18 protein-coding genes are annotated in these 20,819 nt (G+C 60.6%); 6 read left to right on the plus strand and 12 right to left on the minus strand.

Annotated elements, in window-relative coordinates; genetic code table 11:
- The first annotated feature begins 106 nt into the window (after positions 1–106).
- A complete protein-coding gene (locus tag HX793_RS12240; protein WP_177052896.1) occupies positions 107–1,012 on the plus strand; it encodes a LysR family transcriptional regulator in 906 nt (301 codons plus the stop codon).
- A 61-nt stretch (positions 1,013–1,073) separates the two neighbouring features.
- Here HX793_RS12240 and HX793_RS12245 read toward each other — a convergent pair whose 3' ends face one another.
- From HX793_RS12245 to HX793_RS12270, 6 genes are all read right to left on the minus strand, one after another.
- Complete coding sequence (locus HX793_RS12245) at positions 1,074–1,403, minus strand: hypothetical protein (RefSeq protein WP_016977362.1); 330 nt, start codon at positions 1,401–1,403, stop codon at positions 1,074–1,076.
- Positions 1,404–1,874: 471 nt separating this feature from the next.
- Entirely contained in the window at positions 1,875–2,720 is an 846-nt protein-coding gene (locus HX793_RS12250; protein WP_016977363.1) for an NAD-dependent protein deacetylase, read from the minus strand.
- Between the two features lie 8 nt (positions 2,721–2,728).
- The gene (locus HX793_RS12255) at positions 2,729–3,169 is read right to left on the minus strand and encodes a CBS domain-containing protein (protein WP_016977364.1); all 441 of its coding nucleotides are present in this window, start codon (positions 3,167–3,169) and stop codon (positions 2,729–2,731) included.
- Between the two features lie 131 nt (positions 3,170–3,300).
- Entirely contained in the window at positions 3,301–5,250 is a 1,950-nt protein-coding gene (locus tag HX793_RS12260) for a DNA topoisomerase III (RefSeq protein WP_177095605.1), read from the minus strand.
- A gap of 228 nt (positions 5,251–5,478) precedes the next feature.
- Positions 5,479–7,104, minus strand: a complete 1,626-nt coding sequence (locus HX793_RS12265; protein ID WP_256348360.1) for an MFS transporter — start codon at positions 7,102–7,104, stop codon at positions 5,479–5,481.
- A 134-nt stretch (positions 7,105–7,238) separates the two neighbouring features.
- Entirely contained in the window at positions 7,239–8,900 is a 1,662-nt protein-coding gene (locus tag HX793_RS12270) for a GMC family oxidoreductase (protein ID WP_177095607.1), read from the minus strand.
- A gap of 129 nt (positions 8,901–9,029) precedes the next feature.
- Between HX793_RS12270 and HX793_RS12275 the strand changes: the two genes are divergently transcribed.
- On the plus strand, positions 9,030–9,923 hold the full coding sequence (locus HX793_RS12275; RefSeq protein ID WP_095016874.1) for a LysR family transcriptional regulator: 894 nt from the start codon (positions 9,030–9,032) through the stop codon (positions 9,921–9,923).
- Between the two features lie 104 nt (positions 9,924–10,027).
- On the opposite strand, the gene HX793_RS12280 is transcribed toward HX793_RS12275, so the two are convergent.
- The 4 genes from HX793_RS12280 to HX793_RS12295 form a co-directional block, all read right to left on the minus strand.
- Complete coding sequence (locus HX793_RS12280; RefSeq protein ID WP_177095609.1) at positions 10,028–11,887, minus strand: DUF3857 domain-containing transglutaminase family protein; 1,860 nt, start codon at positions 11,885–11,887, stop codon at positions 10,028–10,030.
- Between the two features lie 146 nt (positions 11,888–12,033).
- Positions 12,034–13,134: a DNA alkylation repair protein gene (locus tag HX793_RS12285; RefSeq protein WP_177095611.1), complete on the minus strand. Its 1,101-nt coding sequence runs from the start codon at positions 13,132–13,134 to the stop codon at positions 12,034–12,036.
- 34 nt (positions 13,135–13,168) lie between these two features.
- The gene (locus tag HX793_RS12290; protein ID WP_177095614.1) at positions 13,169–14,515 is read right to left on the minus strand and encodes a glutamine synthetase family protein; all 1,347 of its coding nucleotides are present in this window, start codon (positions 14,513–14,515) and stop codon (positions 13,169–13,171) included.
- Positions 14,516–14,526: 11 nt separating this feature from the next.
- Positions 14,527–15,084, minus strand: coding sequence for a helix-turn-helix domain-containing protein (locus HX793_RS12295; protein WP_025999768.1), 558 nt, complete (start codon positions 15,082–15,084; stop codon positions 14,527–14,529).
- A gap of 141 nt (positions 15,085–15,225) precedes the next feature.
- Between HX793_RS12295 and HX793_RS12300 the strand changes: the two genes are divergently transcribed.
- Entirely contained in the window at positions 15,226–15,534 is a 309-nt protein-coding gene (locus HX793_RS12300) for an RcnB family protein (protein WP_177003160.1), read from the plus strand.
- A 77-nt stretch (positions 15,535–15,611) separates the two neighbouring features.
- Positions 15,612–16,805 (plus strand): MFS transporter, encoded by a 1,194-nt coding sequence (locus tag HX793_RS12305; RefSeq protein ID WP_177052889.1) that lies wholly within the window; start codon positions 15,612–15,614, stop codon positions 16,803–16,805.
- Here the strand turns inward: HX793_RS12305 and HX793_RS12310 are convergent.
- Positions 16,768–17,040: a DUF1652 domain-containing protein gene (locus HX793_RS12310; protein ID WP_016976719.1), complete on the minus strand. Its 273-nt coding sequence runs from the start codon at positions 17,038–17,040 to the stop codon at positions 16,768–16,770. The two genes, HX793_RS12305 and HX793_RS12310, sit on opposite strands and share 38 nt — an antisense overlap.
- A 107-nt stretch (positions 17,041–17,147) precedes the next feature.
- A complete protein-coding gene (locus HX793_RS12315; RefSeq protein ID WP_177095616.1) occupies positions 17,148–18,638 on the minus strand; it encodes a PAS domain S-box protein in 1,491 nt (496 codons plus the stop codon).
- Positions 18,639–18,813: 175 nt separating this feature from the next.
- On the opposite strand from HX793_RS12315, the gene HX793_RS12320 reads away from it, so the two are divergent.
- Positions 18,814–19,782 (plus strand): hypothetical protein, encoded by a 969-nt coding sequence (locus tag HX793_RS12320; protein ID WP_177052887.1) that lies wholly within the window; start codon positions 18,814–18,816, stop codon positions 19,780–19,782.
- Positions 19,783–19,867: 85 nt separating this feature from the next.
- Positions 19,868–20,671: an AraC family transcriptional regulator gene (locus HX793_RS12325; RefSeq protein WP_016976716.1), complete on the plus strand. Its 804-nt coding sequence runs from the start codon at positions 19,868–19,870 to the stop codon at positions 20,669–20,671.
- The last annotated feature ends 148 nt before the right edge of the window (positions 20,672–20,819 follow it).

Below are 20,819 nucleotides of genomic sequence, written 5' to 3' on the forward strand. Positions count from 1 at the left end.
AGCCAATGAACCGAGTGTTGCGCCGGTTGATTGATTTGTTAAGTTGTTTTTTAAGGTTGATTGATTTAAAAAACAGCATAGTCGCCTGACCGTTTGGAGTAGCGTCATGACCGTTAAACAGATGCGCGCGTTTCTCGCCGTGGCCCAGAGCCTGAGTTTTGCCGCCGCCTGCGAGCGCTTGCACCTTTCCCAATCGGCGTTGAGCCTGACCATCAAGGGCCTGGAAGAAGGCCTGGGCGGGCGCCTGTTCAGCCGCAATACTCGCAACGTTGCCCTGACGCCCGAAGGCGAGTCCTTGCTGCCCCTGGCGCGCCGGCTGATTGCCGACTGGGACAACGCCGAAGACGAACTGCGCCAGCGTTTCACTTTGCAGCGTGGGCGAGTCACTGTCGCGGCGATGCCCTCGTTTGCGGGCAATTTGCTGCCACCGATCCTGAAGATATTCCGCGCGCGTTACCCTCAGGTGAATGTGACCGTGCATGACCTGATCAATGAGCAGGTGCTGGAGATGGTGCGCGATCGGCAGGTAGAGTTGGGCGTGGCGTTCGAGCCGGCTGAGGGGTCATCACTGGCATTTACGCCTTTGTACCTGGATCGCTTTATCGCGGTGGTTCCGGGTGATTCGCCCTTGGCGGGCTGTACCGAAATCGATTGGAAAACCTTGCTTGAACAGCCGTTCATCACTTTGCAACGTCCGTCGACGGTTCGGGTCATGCTGGAGGAGCATTTGGGCGCGCTACAGATGAAGCTACCGGTCGCCCTGGAAAGTCATCAACTGGCGACAGTGGGCAAGATGGTAGCGAGTGGTTTGGGCGTCAGCGCGGTACCGGCGTTGTGCGCAAGGCAGATGGAAGAGGCGGGCGCCCACTGCATCACCTTGACCGACCCGGTGATCGAGCGGCCGATTGGTGTGCTGACCAAGCCAGGGCATGAACTTTCGGCGGCGGCGCAGGTGTTGTTTGATATCTTCCGGGATGAAGCGGCAAAAGGGCGGTTTCCGGCATTGTTATAACTCAGGCATTAAAAAGCCCGCTTGAATGAACAAGCGGGCTTAAATATTCAATGCTGTGTTATCAGCAGTATCTATCAATCACTTTAACGTGCGATTGGCCTTTGAGGTTCTGCCATTCGGTATTAAGTGTGTGGAAGACCTGCTCGATAAAGTTGCGATCGGCCGCCGCTTTCTTACCGACATAACCCTGGCCGCGACGGTACATCTTCAGGCGCGCCGCCAATTCACGGTTATTGCGGTCGAACTCGGCTTCTTCGGTGTGGGGCGCCAGGCAGTCGATTTGGACTTCGCCCGATTTGCCAATCCACAGGATATGGTCGTCGAGTGTGTCTTTCTGCGCTGCGAACATCTCAGCCAATTCATCGATAGTTGGTTGGTTGTTCAGATTCATGTGTAAGCCCCTTGACCAGTTGGCGATCTATCAGTTGGTTCGTTAAAACATCTTTAGTTGTCTCCGGTTGCGAAAACCGGGCGTCAGCGACTGTCTGCCGAATACGGGCAGGGTCTTGAACCTGATGCATGTAGTCTTGCTGATGAACTGCTACGCAATGCTTTCATAACGAAGACAAGTCGCATTTGAGCGCCTTGTACCGAGCCCTACGGGCCGGTCAGCTTCATCAATCCGCCTTATGGGCAGTGCACATCCGGAAAAAACAGCTCGGCGGTCAGACGAGCTTGTTCAAAACGCTTGTTGCCAACGCTCCCGATCCGGGAGACGTCTCGATAATGCAAGGACAAAAAGGTTACGTCAACGGTTATGTAGTGATTATTTTTGAACACTACATAAATCGCCGTAGGGACGGGAGAATGCGAGAAAACGTGACTTGGGCGTCATTTTCTGGAGGTGCAAGTCAGGCAGATATCAGGTTAATCGCTCAGCCAGCACGGGCAACAAGCGCTCGCATTCAGCTTCGATCTTCACCTGTAACAGCTCATCCCCTCGGGTCTTGCCCAAATTGATGGCAATCACCGGTTTGCCCTGTTCGACCATGGCTTTGCACAGGCGAAACGCCGAGTAGGCCATCAGCGACGAGCCCACCACCAGCAACCCCTCGGCATGCTCTACCGCAGCCATCGCCCTGGCTGCTGTCACTGGCGCTACGTTCTCACCAAAAAACACGACATCCGGCTTCAAGCGTTCGCCATCGCAATGGGGGCAGCGCGGGACCTGGAAGTGTTCTTCAAAAGCAGGGTCGAGCAGCGTGTCGCCATCCGGTGCCTGCACCGCGTGGACCTGCGCCAAATAGGGGTTGTCGATTTCCATCTGTCGCTGGATTGCGTCACGCTGGCTGCGCAATTGGCAATCCAGGCACAGCACCCGGTGCAGGCTGCCATGCAGTTCGATCACGTCATGGCTGCCGGCCTGATCATGCAGGGTGTCGACGTTCTGTGTGATCAACCCACTGATGCGCTCGCGCTGTTGTAGCGTCGCCAGGGCCAGGTGCGCCTTGTTCGGTTGCGCAATGCGGACCCTCGGCCAGCCCAACATCGCTCGCGCCCAATAACGGCGCCGCGCCTGCGGGGTGGCGAGGAATTCCTGGTACATCATTGGCGCCTTGCCCCGACGCACGCCTTCGCTGTCGCGATAATCGGGAATGCCCGACGATGTGCTGATCCCGGCACCGGTCAACACCAGAAAACGCCGGTTTGCCATGGCCCGGTACAGGGTGTCGAGGTGGTCCTCTTGATGTTCCAGCGTGTCGAGCATGGGTTCCCCTATTCGCCGCGGATGTACTGCTCCAGCTGTTTGATCAGGTCTGCCTGGTCGGCAATGGCTTCTTTGACCAAGTCACCGATGGAGAGCAGGCCCAACAGTTTGCCGTCTTCGACCACCGGCAGGTGGCGCAGGTGACTGTCGGTCATGATGTTCATGCACTCATCGACCTTTTTATGGGTGTCGACGGTGATCACCGGAGAGCTCATCACCTCATGCACCTTTGTGGTGACCGACGACAGCCCCTTGAGCATGATTTTGCGGGCGTAATCACGCTCGCTGATGATGCCTACCACCACGCCATCCTGGACGACCGGCAAGGCCCCGACGTTTTTCTCCGACATCCGGACCAGTGCTTCAAACACGGTGTGGTCGTGTTTGATGACATGGACTTCCTGGTTTTTCTGGTCCTTGGCTTTGAGCACTTGTGCAACGGTTTTCATGGCGGCCACTCCGGTTTTTTTGTTGGTTAGTCAGGCTCCCCCTACAGAATCCTAGACGGCCCGCGCGGCGGCAAGGTCCAAAGCGGCGCTAAACCCGTCGAAAAACGTCATTCGCCGGATTTTTTCGGGTTTTACCCCGCAGTTGTCGGCTTTTTCGTCCGTTTGGGAGTGGCTCCCGCTTTACGTGGTGCGCTTTTGCGCTTCTTTTTCCAAGGCGCGGCACCTCGGCCTGCCGGGCTGGCCGCACCGGTGATGGTCATGCGCAGGCCATTGCAGCGTGCCACCTGCTTGCTCATCCAGGCCGCCTGTTTGGCCACGAATTCTTCCAGGCTCATTTCGCCGCTTTGCACCATGTCCAGCGCCTGCTCCCAGATCGCCGTGGTGCCGGGGTCTGCGATAGCGCGGGGTACGGCGTCGATCAGGCTGAACGCTGCCGGGGTGGCCGACAGCGCCTTGCCGTTCTTCACCAGGTAGCCACGGTCCAACAGGCCCTGGATGATGCCGGCGCGGGTGGCTTCGGTGCCGATGCCGGTGGTGTCCTTGAGTTTTTGCTTGAGCAGTGGGTCTTCCACCAGCTTGGCGACGTTTTTCATCGCCTTGATCAGGTCGCCTTCGGTAAAGGGATTGGGCGGCTGGGTCCACAGGTCCTTGAGGTTGACCTTGGCCACGGCATAATCCTGGCCCTGCACCAATGCCGGCAACGCTTGTGGGGCTGGCGCTTCACGCCCTTTCGCCGGCGCCAGGGCTTCTGGCAAGGCGCGTTTCCAGCCCGCTTCGATCACGACTTTGCCCACTGCGCGCAACGCTTGCCCCGCGCAGTCGAAATCCGCCTGGGTACGATCGTATTCATGGTTGGGCAGGAACTGCGCCAGGTAGCGTGCACGAATCAGGGTGTACACCGCACGGTGCTTGCCGGTGAGTTGCGCCACATCCTTGCCGGCGCCGGTCGGGATGATGCCGTGGTGGGCGCTGACCTTGGCGTCATTCCATGCCCGTGAGCGACGCTGCGGGTCGATATGCGGCATCAGCTCGTTCACCGCTGTATCAGCACGCCCCAACGCAGCGAGAATCTTCGGCGCGTCGCTGTGCTGGCTCAACGGCAGGTAGCCGCAATCACTGCGCGGGTAGGTGATGGCCTTGTTGGTTTCATACAGCGACTGGGCAATATCCAGGGTTTCCTGGGCGCCGAGGCCGAGTTTTTTAGAGCAGATTTCCTGCAGGGTGCCGAGATCGAAGGGCAGGGGCGCCACTTCGCGCATGCGTTCGGTACGCAGCTTGACCAGCCGCGCGGTGGCGGCGTTGCGCATGGCGTCGGCGGCGTCTCGCGCCAGTTGCGGGTTGAGGCAGCGGCCCTGCTCATCACAGGCATCCTCGGCCGCGCGCCACTGGGCGGTGAAGGTCATGGCGTTGTGGCGCAGATCGACATCGATGGCCCAGTACGCCACCGGTACAAAATCGGCAATGCTGCGGTCGCGGTCCACCACCAGGCGCAAGGTCGGCGTTTGCACCCGACCCACAGGCAATACGCCCTGATAACCGGATTGGCGCCCCAGCAAGGTAAACAGGCGACTCATGTTCATGCCGATCAGCCAGTCGGCGCGGGAACGGCCCAAGGCCGAGTGGTACAGGCTGAAGGTTTCGGCACCGGGCTTGAGGGCCGCTAAAGCCTTGCGGATGGAGGCGTCGTCCAGCGCTGACAGCCACAGCCGTTGGATCGGCCCACGATAGCGGCAATGCTCCACCAGCTCACGCGCGATCATCTCGCCTTCGCGGTCGGCGTCAGTGGCGATCACCAGTTCCTGGGCTTCCCCCAGCAAACGCTTGACCGCCTTGAACTGGCTGGCAGTCTTGGGCTTGACGCGCATCTTCCATTTTTCCGGGACGATGGGCAGGTCGGCCAGCACCCAGCGTTTGTACTTTTCGTCGTAGGCGTCGGGCGGGGCGGTTTCCAGCAGGTGGCCGATGCACCAGGTGACCGTGACGCCATTGCCCAGCCAGCAGCCATCGCCCCGACGACTGGCGCCGAGTACGGCCGCTATATCCTTGGCCTGGGAAGGTTTTTCACAGAGGTACAGCCGCATGGTCATCACATCAGATCGGGTTGATGCCTTGCAGGATGCTCAGTCGGAGCGCTTAGATCAACCATTATCTGTATGGATGTACAGCAATTTGTGTGGTCACCGCAAAACAAATGTGGGAGCGGGCTTGCTCGCGAATACGGAGTATCAGTCAACTCATCTGTGACTGATCCACCGCCTTCGCGAGCAAGCCCGCTCCCACAGGGGATCTCCAGTGTTCAGGAGATCGGGTCAGTTGTTATCAATATCCACATGCCGCGTTTCTTTGAGGCAGAACAGCCCCACGATCAGGCTCACCCCCGTCACCACCACCGGGTACCACAGGCCGTAGAAGATATCGCCGGTGTACACCACCAGCGCGAACGACACGGTCGGCAGGAACCCGCCAAACCAGCCGTTGCCGATGTGGTAGGGCAGGGACATCGAGGTGTAGCGGATGCGGGTCGGGAACAACTCCACCATCAACGCGGCCAGCGGGCCGTAGCACATGGCGGCGATCAGGATCAGCGCCACGATCAGCACCACCACCATGGTCTTGTTGACCTGGGCAACGTCCGCCGACGACGGGTAGCCGGCCAATGTCACGGCGCCACGCAGGGCTTTTTCGTCAAACCCTTCGATACGCACGTCGCCCACGCTCACCTGCACCGGGCTGCCGGCCGGTGCCGCGGCGCTGCTGTAGGGCAGGCCCTGCTTGACCAGGAAGGTCTTGACCTTGTCGCACGGGCTGTCGAATTTCGCCTTGCCCACCGGGTCGAACTGGAAGGTGCAGGTGGCCGGGTCGGCCAGCACGGTGATCGGGGCCTGGTTGCTGGCCTGGTCCATCGCCGGGTTGGTGTAGTGCGCCAGGCTCTTGAAGATCGGGAAGTACAGCGCGGTCGCCAGCAGCAGGCCTAGCATCAGCACCGGCTTGCGGCCCACCTTGTCCGACAGCCAGCCGAAGAAGATGAAGAACGGCGCGCCGATCACCACGCTGATGATCAGCAGCATGTTGGCCAGGGCCGGGTCCATCTTCAGGAACTGGGTGAGGAAGAACAGCACATAGAACTGCGCCGCGTAGAAGGTCACCGCCTGGCCGCCGTTGATGCTGAACAGGGCGATCAGCACGATCTTGAGGTTTTCCCATTTGCCGAATGAATCGCGGATCGGCGACTTGCTGGCCTTGCCTTCCTCTTTCATTTTGAGGAACGCCGGCGACTCATGCAGGCTCATGCGGATCCAGGTGGAAATACCCAACAGCACGATGGAGAACAGGAACGGAATACGCCAGCCCCACACTTCGAACTGGTCACCGGTGAAGTAACGGCAGGCCAACACCACCAGCAGTGACAGCAGCAGGCCGAGGGTCGCAGTGGATTGAATCCAGCTGGTGTGGAAGCCGCGTTTGCCGGCAGGCGCATGTTCCGCCACGTAGGTCGCCGCGCCGCCGTATTCACCGCCCAGCGCCAGGCCTTGCAGCATGCGCAGCACGATCAGGATGATCGGCGCCGCAATGCCGATGCTCGCGTAGGTCGGCAACAGCCCGACACAGAAGGTCGCCACGCCCATCAAGATGATGGTGACGAGGAAGGTGTATTTGCGCCCGATCATGTCGCCCAGGCGGCCAAACACCAGCGCGCCGAACGGCCGCACCACAAAGCCGGCTGCAAAGGCCATCAAGGCAAAGATAAACGCCGTGGTGTCGTTGACCCCGGCAAAGAACTGCTTGCTGATCACCGCCGCGAGGGCGCCATAGAGGAAAAAGTCATACCACTCGAACACCGTCCCCAGGGACGAGGCGAAGATGACCTTCTTTGAGTCGTTGCGGGTAACGGCGGTGTTGACCGCCGAGCCCAGGGGTTGAGCATGTTCTGACATCGGGTAGCCCTCACAGTGATTATTTATTGTTGTTCCACTGTCGGCGCCAACCTCAGCGCCGCTATTTCTCAATTCCTTTGTAGGGGCGAGGCGGGCGGTTAGCCCTTGCTCGCGAAAATCCTGAGTACTCCGCGTTAAACCAGAAGTGATGCGTTATCGTTAACGTTTTTCGCGAGCAAGCTCGCTCCTACAGTGTTCGGCGAAAGGATCAGCTGCGCGGCCTTCTCCGCGATCATCAGCGTCGGTGAACAGGTATTGCCAGACGTGATGCGCGGCATGACAGAGGCATCGGCAATGCGCAAACCAGGCACGCCATGCACCCGCAGTTGCGCATCGACTACCGCGTCTTTATCGCTGCCCATGCGGCAGGTGCCGACCGGATGGAAGATGGTTGTACCGATGCGCGCGGCGGCTTCGTGCAATTCGTCTTCGGTTTGCAGCGAATCGCCTGGCAGGTATTCCACCGGCTTGAACTGGCTCAGGGCCGGGGCAGCGACGATACGGCGTGTCAGGCGGATCGCGTCAGCGGCCACCCGCAAGTCTTCCGGGTGGCTCAGGTAATTGGGGCGGATCAGCGGTGCATCCGCCGGGTTGGCCGAGCGAATGTCGATGCGCCCGCGACTTTGCGGGCGCAAGTCGCAGACCGATGCGGTAAACGCCGGGAATGCGTGCAGCGGCTCGCCAAAACGCTCAAGTGACAGCGGCTGCACGTGGTATTCGAGGTTGGCCGAGGTCTGTTCCGGGCCCGAGCGAGCAAACGCGCCGAGCTGGCTCGGCGCCATCGACAATGGGCCGCTGCGGTCATACAGGTAGCGCAGGCCCATGCCCATCTTGCCCCATAGCGTGCCGGCGATCTGGTTGAGGGTGCGGGCGTTTTCCAGTTTGTAGATCAGCCGCAGTTGCAGGTGGTCCTGCAGGTTGCCACCAACGCCCGGCAGTTCATGCAGGACGTCGACGCCCAAGGGTTTGAGCACACTGGACGGACCGATTCCCGAGCGCTGCAAGATGCCTGGCGACCCTACGGAGCCGGCGCACAGGACGATCTCCTTGCGGGCCTTCCAACTCAGTTGCTGGCCCTGCTGGCGTCCGATTACCTGGGAGGCACGGCCGTTTTCCAGCTGCACGCGGTCGACCTCCACTTCGGTCATCACCGTGAGGTTGGGGCGCTGGCGAACCGGCTTGAGAAACGCCTTGGCCGCATTCCAGCGCACGCCGGCTTTCTGGTTGACCTGAAAGTAGCCGCAGCCTTCGTTGTCGCCCTGGTTGAAGTCATTGATGTTGGCAATACCACTTTGCGCTGCCGCATCACGGAAAGCATCGAGGATCGGCCAGTGCAGGCGCTGCTGTTCGACGCGCCATTCACCGCCATCGCTATGGAATTCCGAGCCGCCGGCAAAGTGGTTTTCACTCTGCTTGAACAGGGGCAGCACGTCTTTCCACGCCCAGCCCGCGTTGCCTTCTGCAGCCCAGCCGTCGTAATCCCGGGCCTGGCCGCGCATGTAGATCATGCCGTTGATGGAGGAGCAGCCGCCCAGCACCTTGCCCCGTGGGTAGCTCAGCGCACGGCCTTGCAGGCCTTCCTGGGCTTCGGTCTTGAAGCACCAGTCGGTACGTGGGTTGCCGATGCAGAACAGGTAGCCGACGGGAATGTGGATCCAGGGGTAGTTGTCACGGCCGCCGGCTTCAAGCAGCAGCACACGGTGGGCGGGGTTGGCGGACAGTCGATTGGCCAGCAGGCAGCCCGCGGGGCCGGCGCCTACGACGATGTAATCGTATTCAGCAGTTGCAATGGGCATCTGAGGCCTCGCTTGTTTTTCTTATTGGCTCCATCCTAGTTGTTAGTTTTCGTCTTAAAAATGTTAGTTTTTACCCAGCTGCTGTGCGTTTTTAAACAGCACCGCCGAGGCTCATGCAATGGAGGCGTCATGTTCGACTGGAACGACCTGCGGTATTTTCTGGAGCTGCAGCGCAGCGGCCGCTTGCTCACCGCCGCGCAACGTCTGAAAACCACGCATGCCACCGTGGCGCGGCATATCGAGGCGATCGAGAAAAGCCTCGGCACCGCGCTGTTCGTACAGCACGCGCAGGGCTACGAGTTGACGCCTGCCGGCGAAGCGCTGCTCAAGCACGCCGAAGCCATGGAAAACGTCGCGTTGCTGGCTGAAGACGAACTGACCCACTCTGCCGCGCCCCTGGGCAAGATCCGCCTCGGCGTGGCTGAGGGCTTGGGCGTGATGTTCCTGGCCAGCCGCATGGGCGGGCTGTTTGATCGCTACCCCGGACTGGAAGTGGAGCTGGTGGCGGTGCCGCGCTTTGTCAGCATCCTCAACCGCGAAGCGGAAATCAGCATCCACCTCGAACGCCCCAGCGTCGATCAACTGGTTACCCGCAAACTCACCGACTACCGCCTGGCCCTCTACGCCAGCCGTGCCTATCTGGACCGCAACCCACCGATCGAAAAGCGCGAAGACCTCGCCGCGCACGCGTGGATCGATTACGTGGATGATTTGCTGTTCAGCCAGGAACTCAAGTTCCTCAGCAGCTTCTGCCGCAACCCCAAGGTGGTGTTCCACAGCACTAGCGTGATTGCCCAGCACCAGGCCGCGCGCTCCGGGTTGGGGATTGCGGTGCTGCCGTGCTTCATGGCGTCTGGCGATCCGGAGTTGGTGCCGTTGCTGCCGGGGGAGGGGATCCAGCGCAGTTACTGGATCAGTTCGCGCCGGGAGTTGCACAAGTCGGTGCGGCTGCGGGTGTTGTGGGATTACGTGGTGGAGTTGTGCGCGCGCGAGCAACGCTTGTTGCTTGGCGAGCCCCTGTAGGAGCGAGCTTGCTCGCGAAGAACGTCAACGATAACGCAGCGTTCATGATATAGCGCGGCGCTCTCAGGTTTCTTCGCGAGCAAGCTCGCTCCTACAAAATGGGGTTAGAGTTTCACCACCTGATGCACCTGCTCCGCGCAAGCTCGTGCATCCTCAATCATGTTCCCGAACGCCTTGCTGACAATCTCATCATGGCTCAACCAACGCACCTTCTGGCTCAGGCGATAGTTATAACGCAGCCCGCCATTCTCCTGCGAACCCTGCAGATCCAAGTCATACCACGGCGAACGAACCTGGCAACCCGGGATGGTTTTTTCCATCCGCCCGCCGCTCAGGGTGATGCTGTAGTCATGGGTTTGCGGGTTGCCCAGATCAAGCTCGGCCTGCTGCCCTTGGCGGCGGTAGTTGATAAAACCATCCCAACGACCCTTGAGCGATTCATCGCTATATACGTAGTCATTCGCCAGCTTTTCCAGCGCACGCTGATCATTCATTTTGGCCGTGACGGTGTAGCCGTCATGCACCACAAAGCCGGTGGCCGGGCGAGTGATCTGGCAGTCGCTGATCTCGTTGCCGAAGTTGGCGCAGATGTCCTGGTCGGTGGCGGTGCTGCCTTGCTGGCGGTCGGCGACGCTCAGTTGCATCAGCGGCAGGCGGCTGAAGGTGATCGTGGCCTGGGTCGCGCCGTCGCCTTGTTTGTCGTAGTGCACCTGTTTGTCCAGGCGCAGGGTGGTTTCGGGGCGTTCCAGCGGGATATGTTCCTCGCGCACCTGACTCTGGGCGTCGTTGACCAGCACCCAGCGGTCCTGGATATCGGGCATGACCTGGCCGGGGGCGAACACCGGGTTGGTCGGGTCGAGCCACCACACTTGGCCGTCCACTTCGGCGCGCACGATGGCGTGGTTCGGCGCCTGGGTGCCGGGGATCAGTAGCGACTCGACCACATCGCCCCGGCTGACCCAGGCGGTTTCGGCCTTGATGCCACTGGCCTTGAGCAAGGCGGTCAGCAGGATTGCCAGGTCCTTGCAGTCGCCATAACCGTGCTGTTCGATTTCAGCGAGGTTGAAGGGCACGTAGCCGCGCTCTGTCGCCCGCCAATCACCCAGGTAGCGGTAGTGATCGTTGATGTGCTGCATCAATGCCGCGACCTGTTCGGCCGGCGCCAAACCGCGCACGGCGACCACGGCAGCAGCACTTTGCGACGGCAGGTTGGCCCCGAGGATCTGGTTGTAGCGCTGCGCGAACGCCCCGAAGTACGCCTGGCGCTCCAGAGCACTGCCCACCTCGATACGCGGGATGCGCAGCAACGCGGCGTTGGAGGCCTCGTTGATGTAGTTGAGGTAGGTCGGGTCCTTTTGCACCACGTCCAGGGTCTTGCCATTCTGCGACGGCGTTACGCTGAAACCCTCGAACAGTTCGCTGCGCCACTGTATCGGTCGCTCTGCGGTAAACCGCGCCTTGAATCGGTCGCGCCGCGCCGGGCTGGCGCCGAATTTGAGCACGTAGTGAAACTGGGTCATCAAGGGTTTGGCGGCGTGGTGCTCGCGTACGGTGTAGCGAATCTGCGTGCCGACGCGCAGGTTGGGGAAGGCCAGCGAGGTCTGTTTGTTGCGGCTGAAGCCCTGGTCCGGGTTGGGCGCGGTGCGGGTGTCGATCTGCGTCGCATCCAGCGCCACTGGCTTGGCGCCGGGCTGGGTGGACTGCGCGCTGATCACTTCAAAGGTGTCGCCTTCGGAATAATCGAAGTCGATGCGCGAGAGCATTTCGCGGCCGCTCGGCTTGAGGATCGTATAGCGGTAGGTGGTGGTGCAGTCGGTACTGGCGTCGCGGTTGAAGTGGCAGTGCAACTCTGTGTCGCTGGCCAGTGGTGCTTCGGCCAGCGGTTGCAGCGCGGCAAACACGCCAGGAGCAACAAGCCCTAGGCTGATGGCAATCAGGGGGCGGTGAAACGAAAAACGGGACATGGGCGCCTCGGTGACACATTGAAACAGCTACCCAATGGGCAGCGAGAAGGCGCTGGATGATAATGGATCGCAACTGAGAAAGCCAGGATTGTTCGACAATTTATGTGGCTGAAAGGCCCGTGCTAGAGCCTTTTCTTTGATTTGTGTCAGTCGTTTCGCAGTTTGAAGTCGGCACTGGCAAGCCTCTCGCCGTTGATCAACACATGGACGACATGCTTGCCGGGGTAATGCTTACGCGTGGTCAACTCGCGGATATGTTGCTCACGTCGGAGGCTGTGAAGTTCGCCAGCGCCGAGAGTAAACGCCTTGAGCTTGAAGACCTTTGCGGCACTGTGGCCGGCGCTTTTCACGTAGTCGATGGCGTAGTCCACCACCAGTTTCTGTGGGGTAGTGGCGGTGGACTCCAGGCTGAACGACAGGTTGATGCGGTCGCCCAGGTTGATCACCGCCGGCGTGACCTGTAGATGGTGGATCTTCACCTCGGCCTTGGCGCCTGCGCCCATGATCGTCAGGGCGCGGGTGTTGCCTTGTTTGATCAGGCTACGCAGAGCATGGCGGGCGATCCACGCGGTGTGCGGGTTATCCAGGTTCCAGCCCTCGATCAGGCTGAGCACCCAGTCCGGGTGGTCCTTGGTGATGTCGTTGAGGTGGTTGGCCACGGACTTGCGTACGTAGAGGCTGTTATCGGCCTTAAGGTTGTCGAGGATCGATGCGCACAGCTCGGGGTTGGCCTGCACTTCGGCCAAACGGAATGACCAAGGCAGGCGCGGCCGCGAACCTTCGCTGGCCAGGCGGCGCACATGTTCGTTGTCATCCAGCGACCAGGCTTGCATCACGGCCAGCGTGCGCGGGAAGTCGTGCAGCAGAAAGTGACGGATGGCGAATTCAGCGGAACCGAAGGTGGTGAAATATTTAAGAGCAGCCATGGAGCGCTTGAAGTCGTGCAACCCGTAACTTGCCACGAAATGCGGCAGGAACAGGCTGACAAACGCACTGTTCAGGCGCGGCGCCAGGGCATGCAGCAGCTTGAGGGTCTGCGGATAATCCAGCGGGATCACCGCGTGCAGGCTTTCGCTGACCCGCGCCATGCGCTGCATCACCGACAACTCGGCCAACCCGGCCTTGGCGTGCTTGAGGAAGCCCTTGGCGTCGAACGCCGGGTACACCGCTGTCATTTCATCGGCGATGTGCTGCAGGCGTTCGACGTTGAAGATTTCCTTGAGGGCCGGGGCGCTTTGGTCGGTCATCGGTGATTCCGGTGGCGGTTAGAGAAAGTGGCGGTTAGAGAAACCAGCGGTATTCCCGCGCGTTGATCTCTTGCTGGAAGGCCAGGTGGTCCTGGCGTTTGTTTTCGCAGTAAACGTCGACAAATTCGGCGCCCAGCTTATCGCGCAATACCGCTTGATGCTGCATGGCGCGCACGGCGTCGAGCATGTCCAGTGGGAAGTCGGTGCCACTGCTGCGATCTTCGTTCAGCGGGGCGATGGGTTCGCGCTTGGCTTCCAGGCCGTGCTCCAGGCCGACAAGGATCGCCGCCAGCACCAGGTACGGGTTGGCATCGGCACTGGCCAGCCGGTGCTCGATGCGCAGGTTGCGTGGGTCGGACTCGGGAATGCGCACGCACGCGTCACGGTCTTCAAAGCCCCAACTGGCACGGGTGGCGGCGTTGACTGTACCGCCCAGGCGGCGGAAGGCGTTGTGGTTGGGCGAGAAGATCGGCATGCAGTGGGGCAGCAACTCCAGGCAACCGGCTACGGCGTGGCGCAACGGTTGCTGTTGGTGCGCTGCCAGCAGGTTATTGCCCGCGCCGTCGTACAGGCTGACATGCACATGCATGCCGCTACCAGGGTATTGCAGGTACGGCTTGGCCATGAAGCTGGCGCGGTAACCGTGCTTGAGCGCCACGCCACGGGTGCTGCGGCAGAACAGGGCGGCCCAGTCGGCGGCGCGCATGCCATCGTCGAGGTGGCCGAAGTTGATCTCGAACTGGCCGGGGCCGATCTCGGCAGTGATCACCGTGATGTCGATGCCCTGGTCCTTGGCGGTTTGCGCCATGTCGTCGAGCACTTCGCCAAAGCGCGACAGCCGTTCGATATGCAGGTTGGGCTGGTCGTCGGGGTCATCGCTCAGTGGGTCGCGGGCGAATTGCGGCAGGCCGTTGTCGAGTTTTTTGTCGAACAGGTAGAACTCCAGTTCAAACGCCACCACCGGGTGGATGCCCTTGTGTTGCAGACGCTCCAGCACCTTGGCCAGCACTTCGCGGGGTTCGAATTCGATGGGCGCTTCGGTGCCGTCCGAGGTGATCAGCATCTGGCCGAGCGGCTGCGACTCCCAGCTCACCGGCTTGAGCGTGCCAGGCACCAGGCGACGGCTGGCATCCGGGTCGCCGTCGTTGAAGCAATAGTCGCCAATCTTGAACAACCCGCCCTGAGCCCCGAGCAGCACGGCGTTCTGCGGTAGCTTCAGCGGGCTGCCGGCGGCGACTTTTTCCAGCATCTCGATGGGGTAGCGCTTGCCGTAGAAGTGCCCGGGAATGTCCAGGGCGATCAGGTCGACATAACGCACGTCAGGATGGTTCTGGCGAAAGGTCCGTACTTCGGCCAGTAACGTGGAGGCATGGCTTTTCACGGGTGCAGCTCCTAGTTGTAAACCCACAACACGCGGGCGGGCAGGTCGGTCAGGTTGGCATAGCGGCAATGGGCGAAGCTGGCCAGGTGGAAACTGTCGCCTGGGCCGAGGGTGACCGAGTCGGCCTCACCCTCGACCCACAGGGTCAACTCGCCTTCCAGCACAAAACCGGCTTGTTCGGCGCGGTCGCTCATGGTTTGTTCACCGCTGTTGGCACCCGGTGCCAACAGGCTGTCGAGCATCGAAAAGGCGCCATTCATGCTCGGAGAGACGAGGATGTCGGTGATGCCATTGGCGTAGTACACCGTGCGCCGTTCATTGGGACGGGTAATCCAGTCCACGGCCTTGGGTTTGGGCTGGCTGTAGAAATAGGTGGTGGGTACATCGAGGGCGTGGCTGATGGCGGTGAGATCGGCCACGGTCGGGCGCGACAGGCCGCGCTCGACCTGGGACAGGAAACCCACCGAGCGCTCGATTTCTTTCGCGAGCTGGGCCAGGGTGAGCTTCTTGTGCTTGCGCAGGTCGTGGATCAGCGCGGCGAGGGTGGCAAGTTCTTCTTGGGGTGTCATGAAATTTATTTCGATAATTTTCATGAAAAATTACAGGAATTATTTCATGGGAGCAATGGGGCATCTGCCACAGGTGAATTGAATGATCATGCGCGGCAGCGGTCCGAACCTGGGTACGCATCATTCATTGAAGGAGCACCCATGAAGTCCAAATCCCTGATCGCCTCGCTGCTGGTCGCCACCAGCCTGTCCACTGTCAGTTTCGTCGTGCAGGCCGGTGATACGCCTCAGGAAACCGTGCAACCTTCCAATATCAACACCCGTGACCTGAAAGAAGGTGACCGCGCGCCAGACATTCTGATGCGCAAGGAGTCGGCGGTCAGCGACTGGAAAAAACGCGGCCTCAAGCAGCCTGAAGAAGACAGCCAGTGGGCGCGGGTGGGCGACAAGTTCGTGTTGCTCAAGACCACCAACGGCACCATTCTTGAGATCACCCCCGTGAAGAAATGACAGTGTTGGTGTGGATTGCCCTGGGTTAAGGTAACCGGCTATAGAGGCCGGGTTACCTTATAAAGATCGAGAGCAGGATGCTTGCCACAATAAGAAACTACCCCCGCACCGTTAATCTGCTGTTGTCCGCCACGTTGCTGCTCACGCTGGCCAAGGCAATCACGTTTCCGTATCTGGTCATTTACCTCAGCCATCGTTTCGCCCTCGATATCACCCAGGTCGGCCTGGTGATCGGCAGTTCGCTGATTGTCGGCTCGTTGCTCAGTGTGTACGGCGGCTTTCTCGTAGACCGCATCAATAGCTACCGGCTACTGCTGGCCTTGAGCATGCTGTTTGTGCTGGGTTTCATCGGCACGGTACTGGCGCAGACTATCTGGGCGTTCTACACCTGCCTGATCCTGATCAACCTGGCTTACGCGGTGATCGATATCGCCGTCAAAGCCGGCTTTGCCAGCCTGTTGCCCGAAGATGCCCGCAGCGAAGTATTTTCCATCAAGTACACCCTGACCAATATCGGCTATGCGGTTGGGCCTTTTTTCGGGGCGATGATTGCCAAGCTGGATATCAGCTTGCCGTTTATTCTGTCTGCGGTCCTGGGGGTAGGGTTTTTCCTGCTGTACTGGCGCTGGGGCGATCGTAGCCTGGCCACCGTCGATGCCCCGCAAAAGCCGGTGCCGTTCCTGGCCGTCGGCCGGGTGCTTTTAAGCGATCATCGCCTGGTCTGCTTCACCCTCGGCGGCGTGCTCAGTGCTGTGGTGTTCGGCCAGTTCACCGCGTGGCTTTCGCAATACCTGGTAACGACCACCACTGCCGATTACACCTACACCGTGGTCAGTGCCGTGCTGACCACCAATGCGGTGCTGGTGATTGCTCTGCAATACGTGATCGGGCGGCGCATTTCGCACCGCTATCTCGGTCAATGGCTGATCGCAGGCCTGGGCATGTTCTTGCTGGGGATCATTGGTTTCGCGTTGTCGACCAGCCTGTTGGCGTGGGTGCTGGCGATGGCGGTGTTCACGGTGGGGGAGATTATCGTGTTTCCGGCCGAGTACATGTTTATCGACCGGATTGCCCCGGACCACCTGCGCGGCATGTACTACGGGGCACAGAATCTGTCCAACCTGGGCGCCGCATTGGGGCCGGTGTTGTGTGGGCTGGTGCTGGCCAGCCTACCGGCCCACTACATGTTCTACATGCTGGGGGCGTTCATCGTGGGGGGCGGGGTGTTCTATTTCATTGGGGCGTCGTTGAAGGCAAGTCATCCAGCGTGAGCTTGCCCATGGTGTTGCTCTGCAGTTCGTAGCGCAGTTCTTCCACCATCTTTTCGACGTCTTGCGGGGTCTGCAGGCGGTTGGTGCTGATCCCGGTCACCACCAGATCCACACGGCCGGTCTCCGCGTCGTAGACCTTGAGGGTCAGGGACGCGTCCCGGCACAGGGTGAATTCACATGTCAGCGGCGACAGGCCTTCTTCGATGCAATTTCGCAGTTGAGAGAGGGTAAACATGCGGGTTCCTTCAGGCATAAGTTCGATGCTTGAAGGTTATGGCGTGCTGCCCGCTGCAATAAGGCGAATTCGCACTAGGTGCACTAGTGCATTTGCACTTTCGCGGCCTATTTCTTGAGGCGCAATTCCCCGGCAAACAGCCCGCGTTCACGGGCCCAGACAATGGCCGCACTGCGGCTGTGCACCCCCAACTTCGAGTACACCGTGGCCACATGGTTACGTACGGTGTTGGGCGCCAGTTTCAGGCGTGAGGCGATCTCTTTGTCGGCCAGGCCTTCACAGATCAAACCCAGGACATCGCGTTCACGGGCCGTGAGGTCGGTAAAGGCGATATTCGGCTGATTGGGGCTGTTGACGCTCTTGGCGTTGGCGAGTTTTTCGATCAGTGTCTGGCTGAACCAGGAAGCGTCCTGCATCACTTCCTCGATGGCCGCCACCAGCTCCAGCTCGGAGCGTTTGCGTTCAGTGATGTTCATCATCACCAGCAGGTAACACGGTACGTCCTGGATGATCACGGTATCGGCGGACACCACGCAGTCGATCACCTCGTTGCCTTTCTTGCGCACCTTGAGGTCCTGGCCGTCGAGGTTGCCGGCTTTTTCCAGGGTGGCAAACAACTGCGCGCCCGCCTGGGGGCTGTCGATAAAGTCGATGTCTTCAATGGACTTGCCGATCAGCTCTTCGCTGATATAGCCGGTGATGCTCATGAACGCCTCGTTGATGTCCACCACCTGGCGGTTGCCGGCGCTGCACACCAGGGTCGGCACGGGCGTGAGGCGGAAGGATTTGGCGAAACGCTCCTCGCTCTGGCGCAGGGCAATTTCGGCCTTGCGTCGTGGCTCCAGGTCCATGAACGAAAACAGCATGCAGTCCTCTTCGTTCATGTCCAACGGCTGGCCGGCCACGATCACCAACTTGCTGCCGCCCTCAGGCAGGCGCAGTTCGGCCTGCATCTGCGGGATGGTCGCCCCTTCGCCCAGACGCTGGATGGCCAGGTCCTTGCGCTCGGCCTGTTCCAGCACATCCAGCTCATAGACGGATTTACCGATGACCTGGTCTCGGTTGTAGCCGGTCATTTCCAGGAAGCCCTGGTTGACCTTGATGTAGCGCAAGTCACTCAGGCGACAGATCACTGCCGGCGCCGGGTTGGCATTGAAGGTTTTTTCGAAGCGCTGTTCGGCGCTGGCCCACTCGGTGGCGTCACTGAGGATCAGCACCAGTAGTTCCGGTTCACCCCGGGAGTCGGTGATTACCAGGCTGCGCAGGCGGTGGACCCAGGTTTTTTCTTCATCGTCGGTGGGCGTGACTTCTACCACCACGTCGCTGAACTCATCGCCCGCGGCGGCCCGGGCCAGGGGGTAGTTTTCCGGCTGTACCGGGTGGTTATTGCGGTAGCGCAAGGCGAAGCGCTTGGCATATTGCTGGCCATCGGCCCCTAGCCCCATCACGTCGCCCACGCCATGCATGGTGAGTGCCGCCTCGTTGGCCCAGAGAATGGTTTGATCGATCTCGGCCAGAATCACACCGTCGGACAGCCCGGAAATGATCTGCTGCAGTTGGCGACGGTTGGTTTCTTTGGCTAGAACGTCCTGCGTCATAGGTTCTCCGGGGTTTTGGGCGCATGGAAAGTACGACATCCGCGCTTCAGGATAGTGCAGAGATATTCCGCGACATGGGGTGCGAATGCACCAGATGGCCTGGTGCATTTGAGCGGGGACGGCAAGCGGCAGCCTCGCCAGACTGAAACGGTCAATCACTGTCAAAGGATCGAACATGACCACTGTCTATGAAACCAACCGTTCGCTGTTTCGCGTGTCCTGGAGTTCCGTGCTGGCCGGTAGTGCAATTGCCCTGGTGACCTACCTGGTGTTGAGCGTGCTGGGAACCGCCATCGGTGCCAGCGCTGTCGACCCGATGCAGGCCGGCAACCCGCTCAGCGGTTTCGGCACGGGTGCAGGGATCTGGCTGTTCGTCTCGACGCTGTTGGCAATCGGCGCGGGGGCCTTCGTGGCTGGGCGGACCGCGCCGGATCGTGGCGGCCTGCATGGCGTACTCACCTGGACCCTGACCACCTTGCTCACCACCTGGCTATTGGCCGGGCTGGCCGCCAGTGTGGTCGGCACAGCCGGCAATGTGGTGGGCAAGGGATTATCGGCAGCCGGTAGCGGCATTGCGGCGGCAGCGCCGGGCATTGGCGACAGCGTCAAGCAGCAACTCAACGAGCAGGGCATCCAGCTGGATTGGAACAGCCTGCAAGGCGAGCTCGACACCTTGCTCAAGCAAAGCGGCAAGCCTGAGCTGGACCCGGCCAACGTCGAACAGAAAACCGATCAGGCCGCCGCCGATGGCAAACAGACCGCCACCGACGCCGCGACCCACCCGGCCCAGGCGGGCGATCAGTTGAAGCAATGGTTCGAACGCGTCAAGGCGTCCGGTGAGCCTGCGTTGAATGCTGCGGATAAAGACGCGCTGGTCAACATCGTTGCTGCGCGTACGGGCAAGAGCAAAGAAGAAGCCACGCAGATCGTCGACAACTACGCCCAGGCTTACCAACAAGCCATGCAAAAGGTCGATGAGCTGAAGCAGCAGGCCGAGCAGAAAGCCCGTGAAGCTGGCGAAGTGGCCGCCAAACAGCTCTCCCGCGCGGCGTGGAGCACCTTGGCGATGCTGCTGCTGGGCGCAGCGTTGAGCTTCCTGGTGGGGCGCATGGCCCTGACCACGCGTCGAGTGCCGTTGGCTTAACGAGGTTTGCAGCAAGGACGCTGCTTTTCACGGGCACCAAACATGCTAGTGTCAGCACTCCAACACCCACCGGCAGTGCCTGGCGATGCGTGATATCTACAGCGTCTTCAACTCCAACGGCGCCTATGAAACCGGGGCCCATGCCCATGACGAGTTCATGCTGATGGTGCCCGAGCATGGCTTGCTGCGCTTCAAGGACGAAGACAGCGGGCGCACCACTTCGGTGATCGAACGCCAGTTCGTGCTGGTGCCGCCGCAGTGCAGCCATTCATCATCGTCACTCACGGCCAGCCAGGGCCACCTGGCGTTCTATGTCGACCCCGACTACATGCGCTACGCCCTGCGTGACCTGTCCGGCGATGCCAACCGCTTGCTGCGCGTGCCCACCCTGGGCATCTGGCAAACCTCGGCGCCGCTGCACCATTTGCTGCTGGCGAAAAAGGCCTTCAGTCAACCCGACCCCTATGTCGATCGCCGTCGCCAATTGGCCCAGGCCGATCACTTGCTGCTGCTCGAATGCCTGGCGGTTTCCCTCAGTCAGCCGAGCCTGCAGCGCTCGTCTACCGAGCGCCACGGCGCCATGCTGGTGCGCGATGTGAAGGCTTATGTGGAAGGCAACCTTGAGCATGCGCCGGGGCTGGATGAGATTGCGGCAGTGTTCCATATGTCGCGTCGGCACCTGACCCGCCTGTTTGCGCTGCACACCGGTGAGACGGTGTTGGCCTATGTGCAACGGCTGCGCCTGGAGCGGGCACAGACCCTGTTGCGGCACACGCGCCTGTCGGTGCTGGAGATTGCCAATAACGTCGGTTATGAATCGCCGTCGCACCTGGCCCATGTGTTCCGCCGGGTGTTGGGCATTTCCCCGGATGAATGGCGCCGTAGCTGACACCAGCACAAACCACAATGCGAAGCGAGCCGTTGTTGATCGTGATCGTGATCGTGATTTTGATCTGGCTTTTGATCTGGCTTTTGATCTTAGGCGCCCCGTCAAACACGCTGGCCGGAATTCGATAGGGATTTGGGGGGTAAACCGG

The organism is Pseudomonas reactans (genome assembly GCF_013387025.1).
Classification (GTDB): domain Bacteria; phylum Pseudomonadota; class Gammaproteobacteria; order Pseudomonadales; family Pseudomonadaceae; genus Aquipseudomonas; species Aquipseudomonas reactans.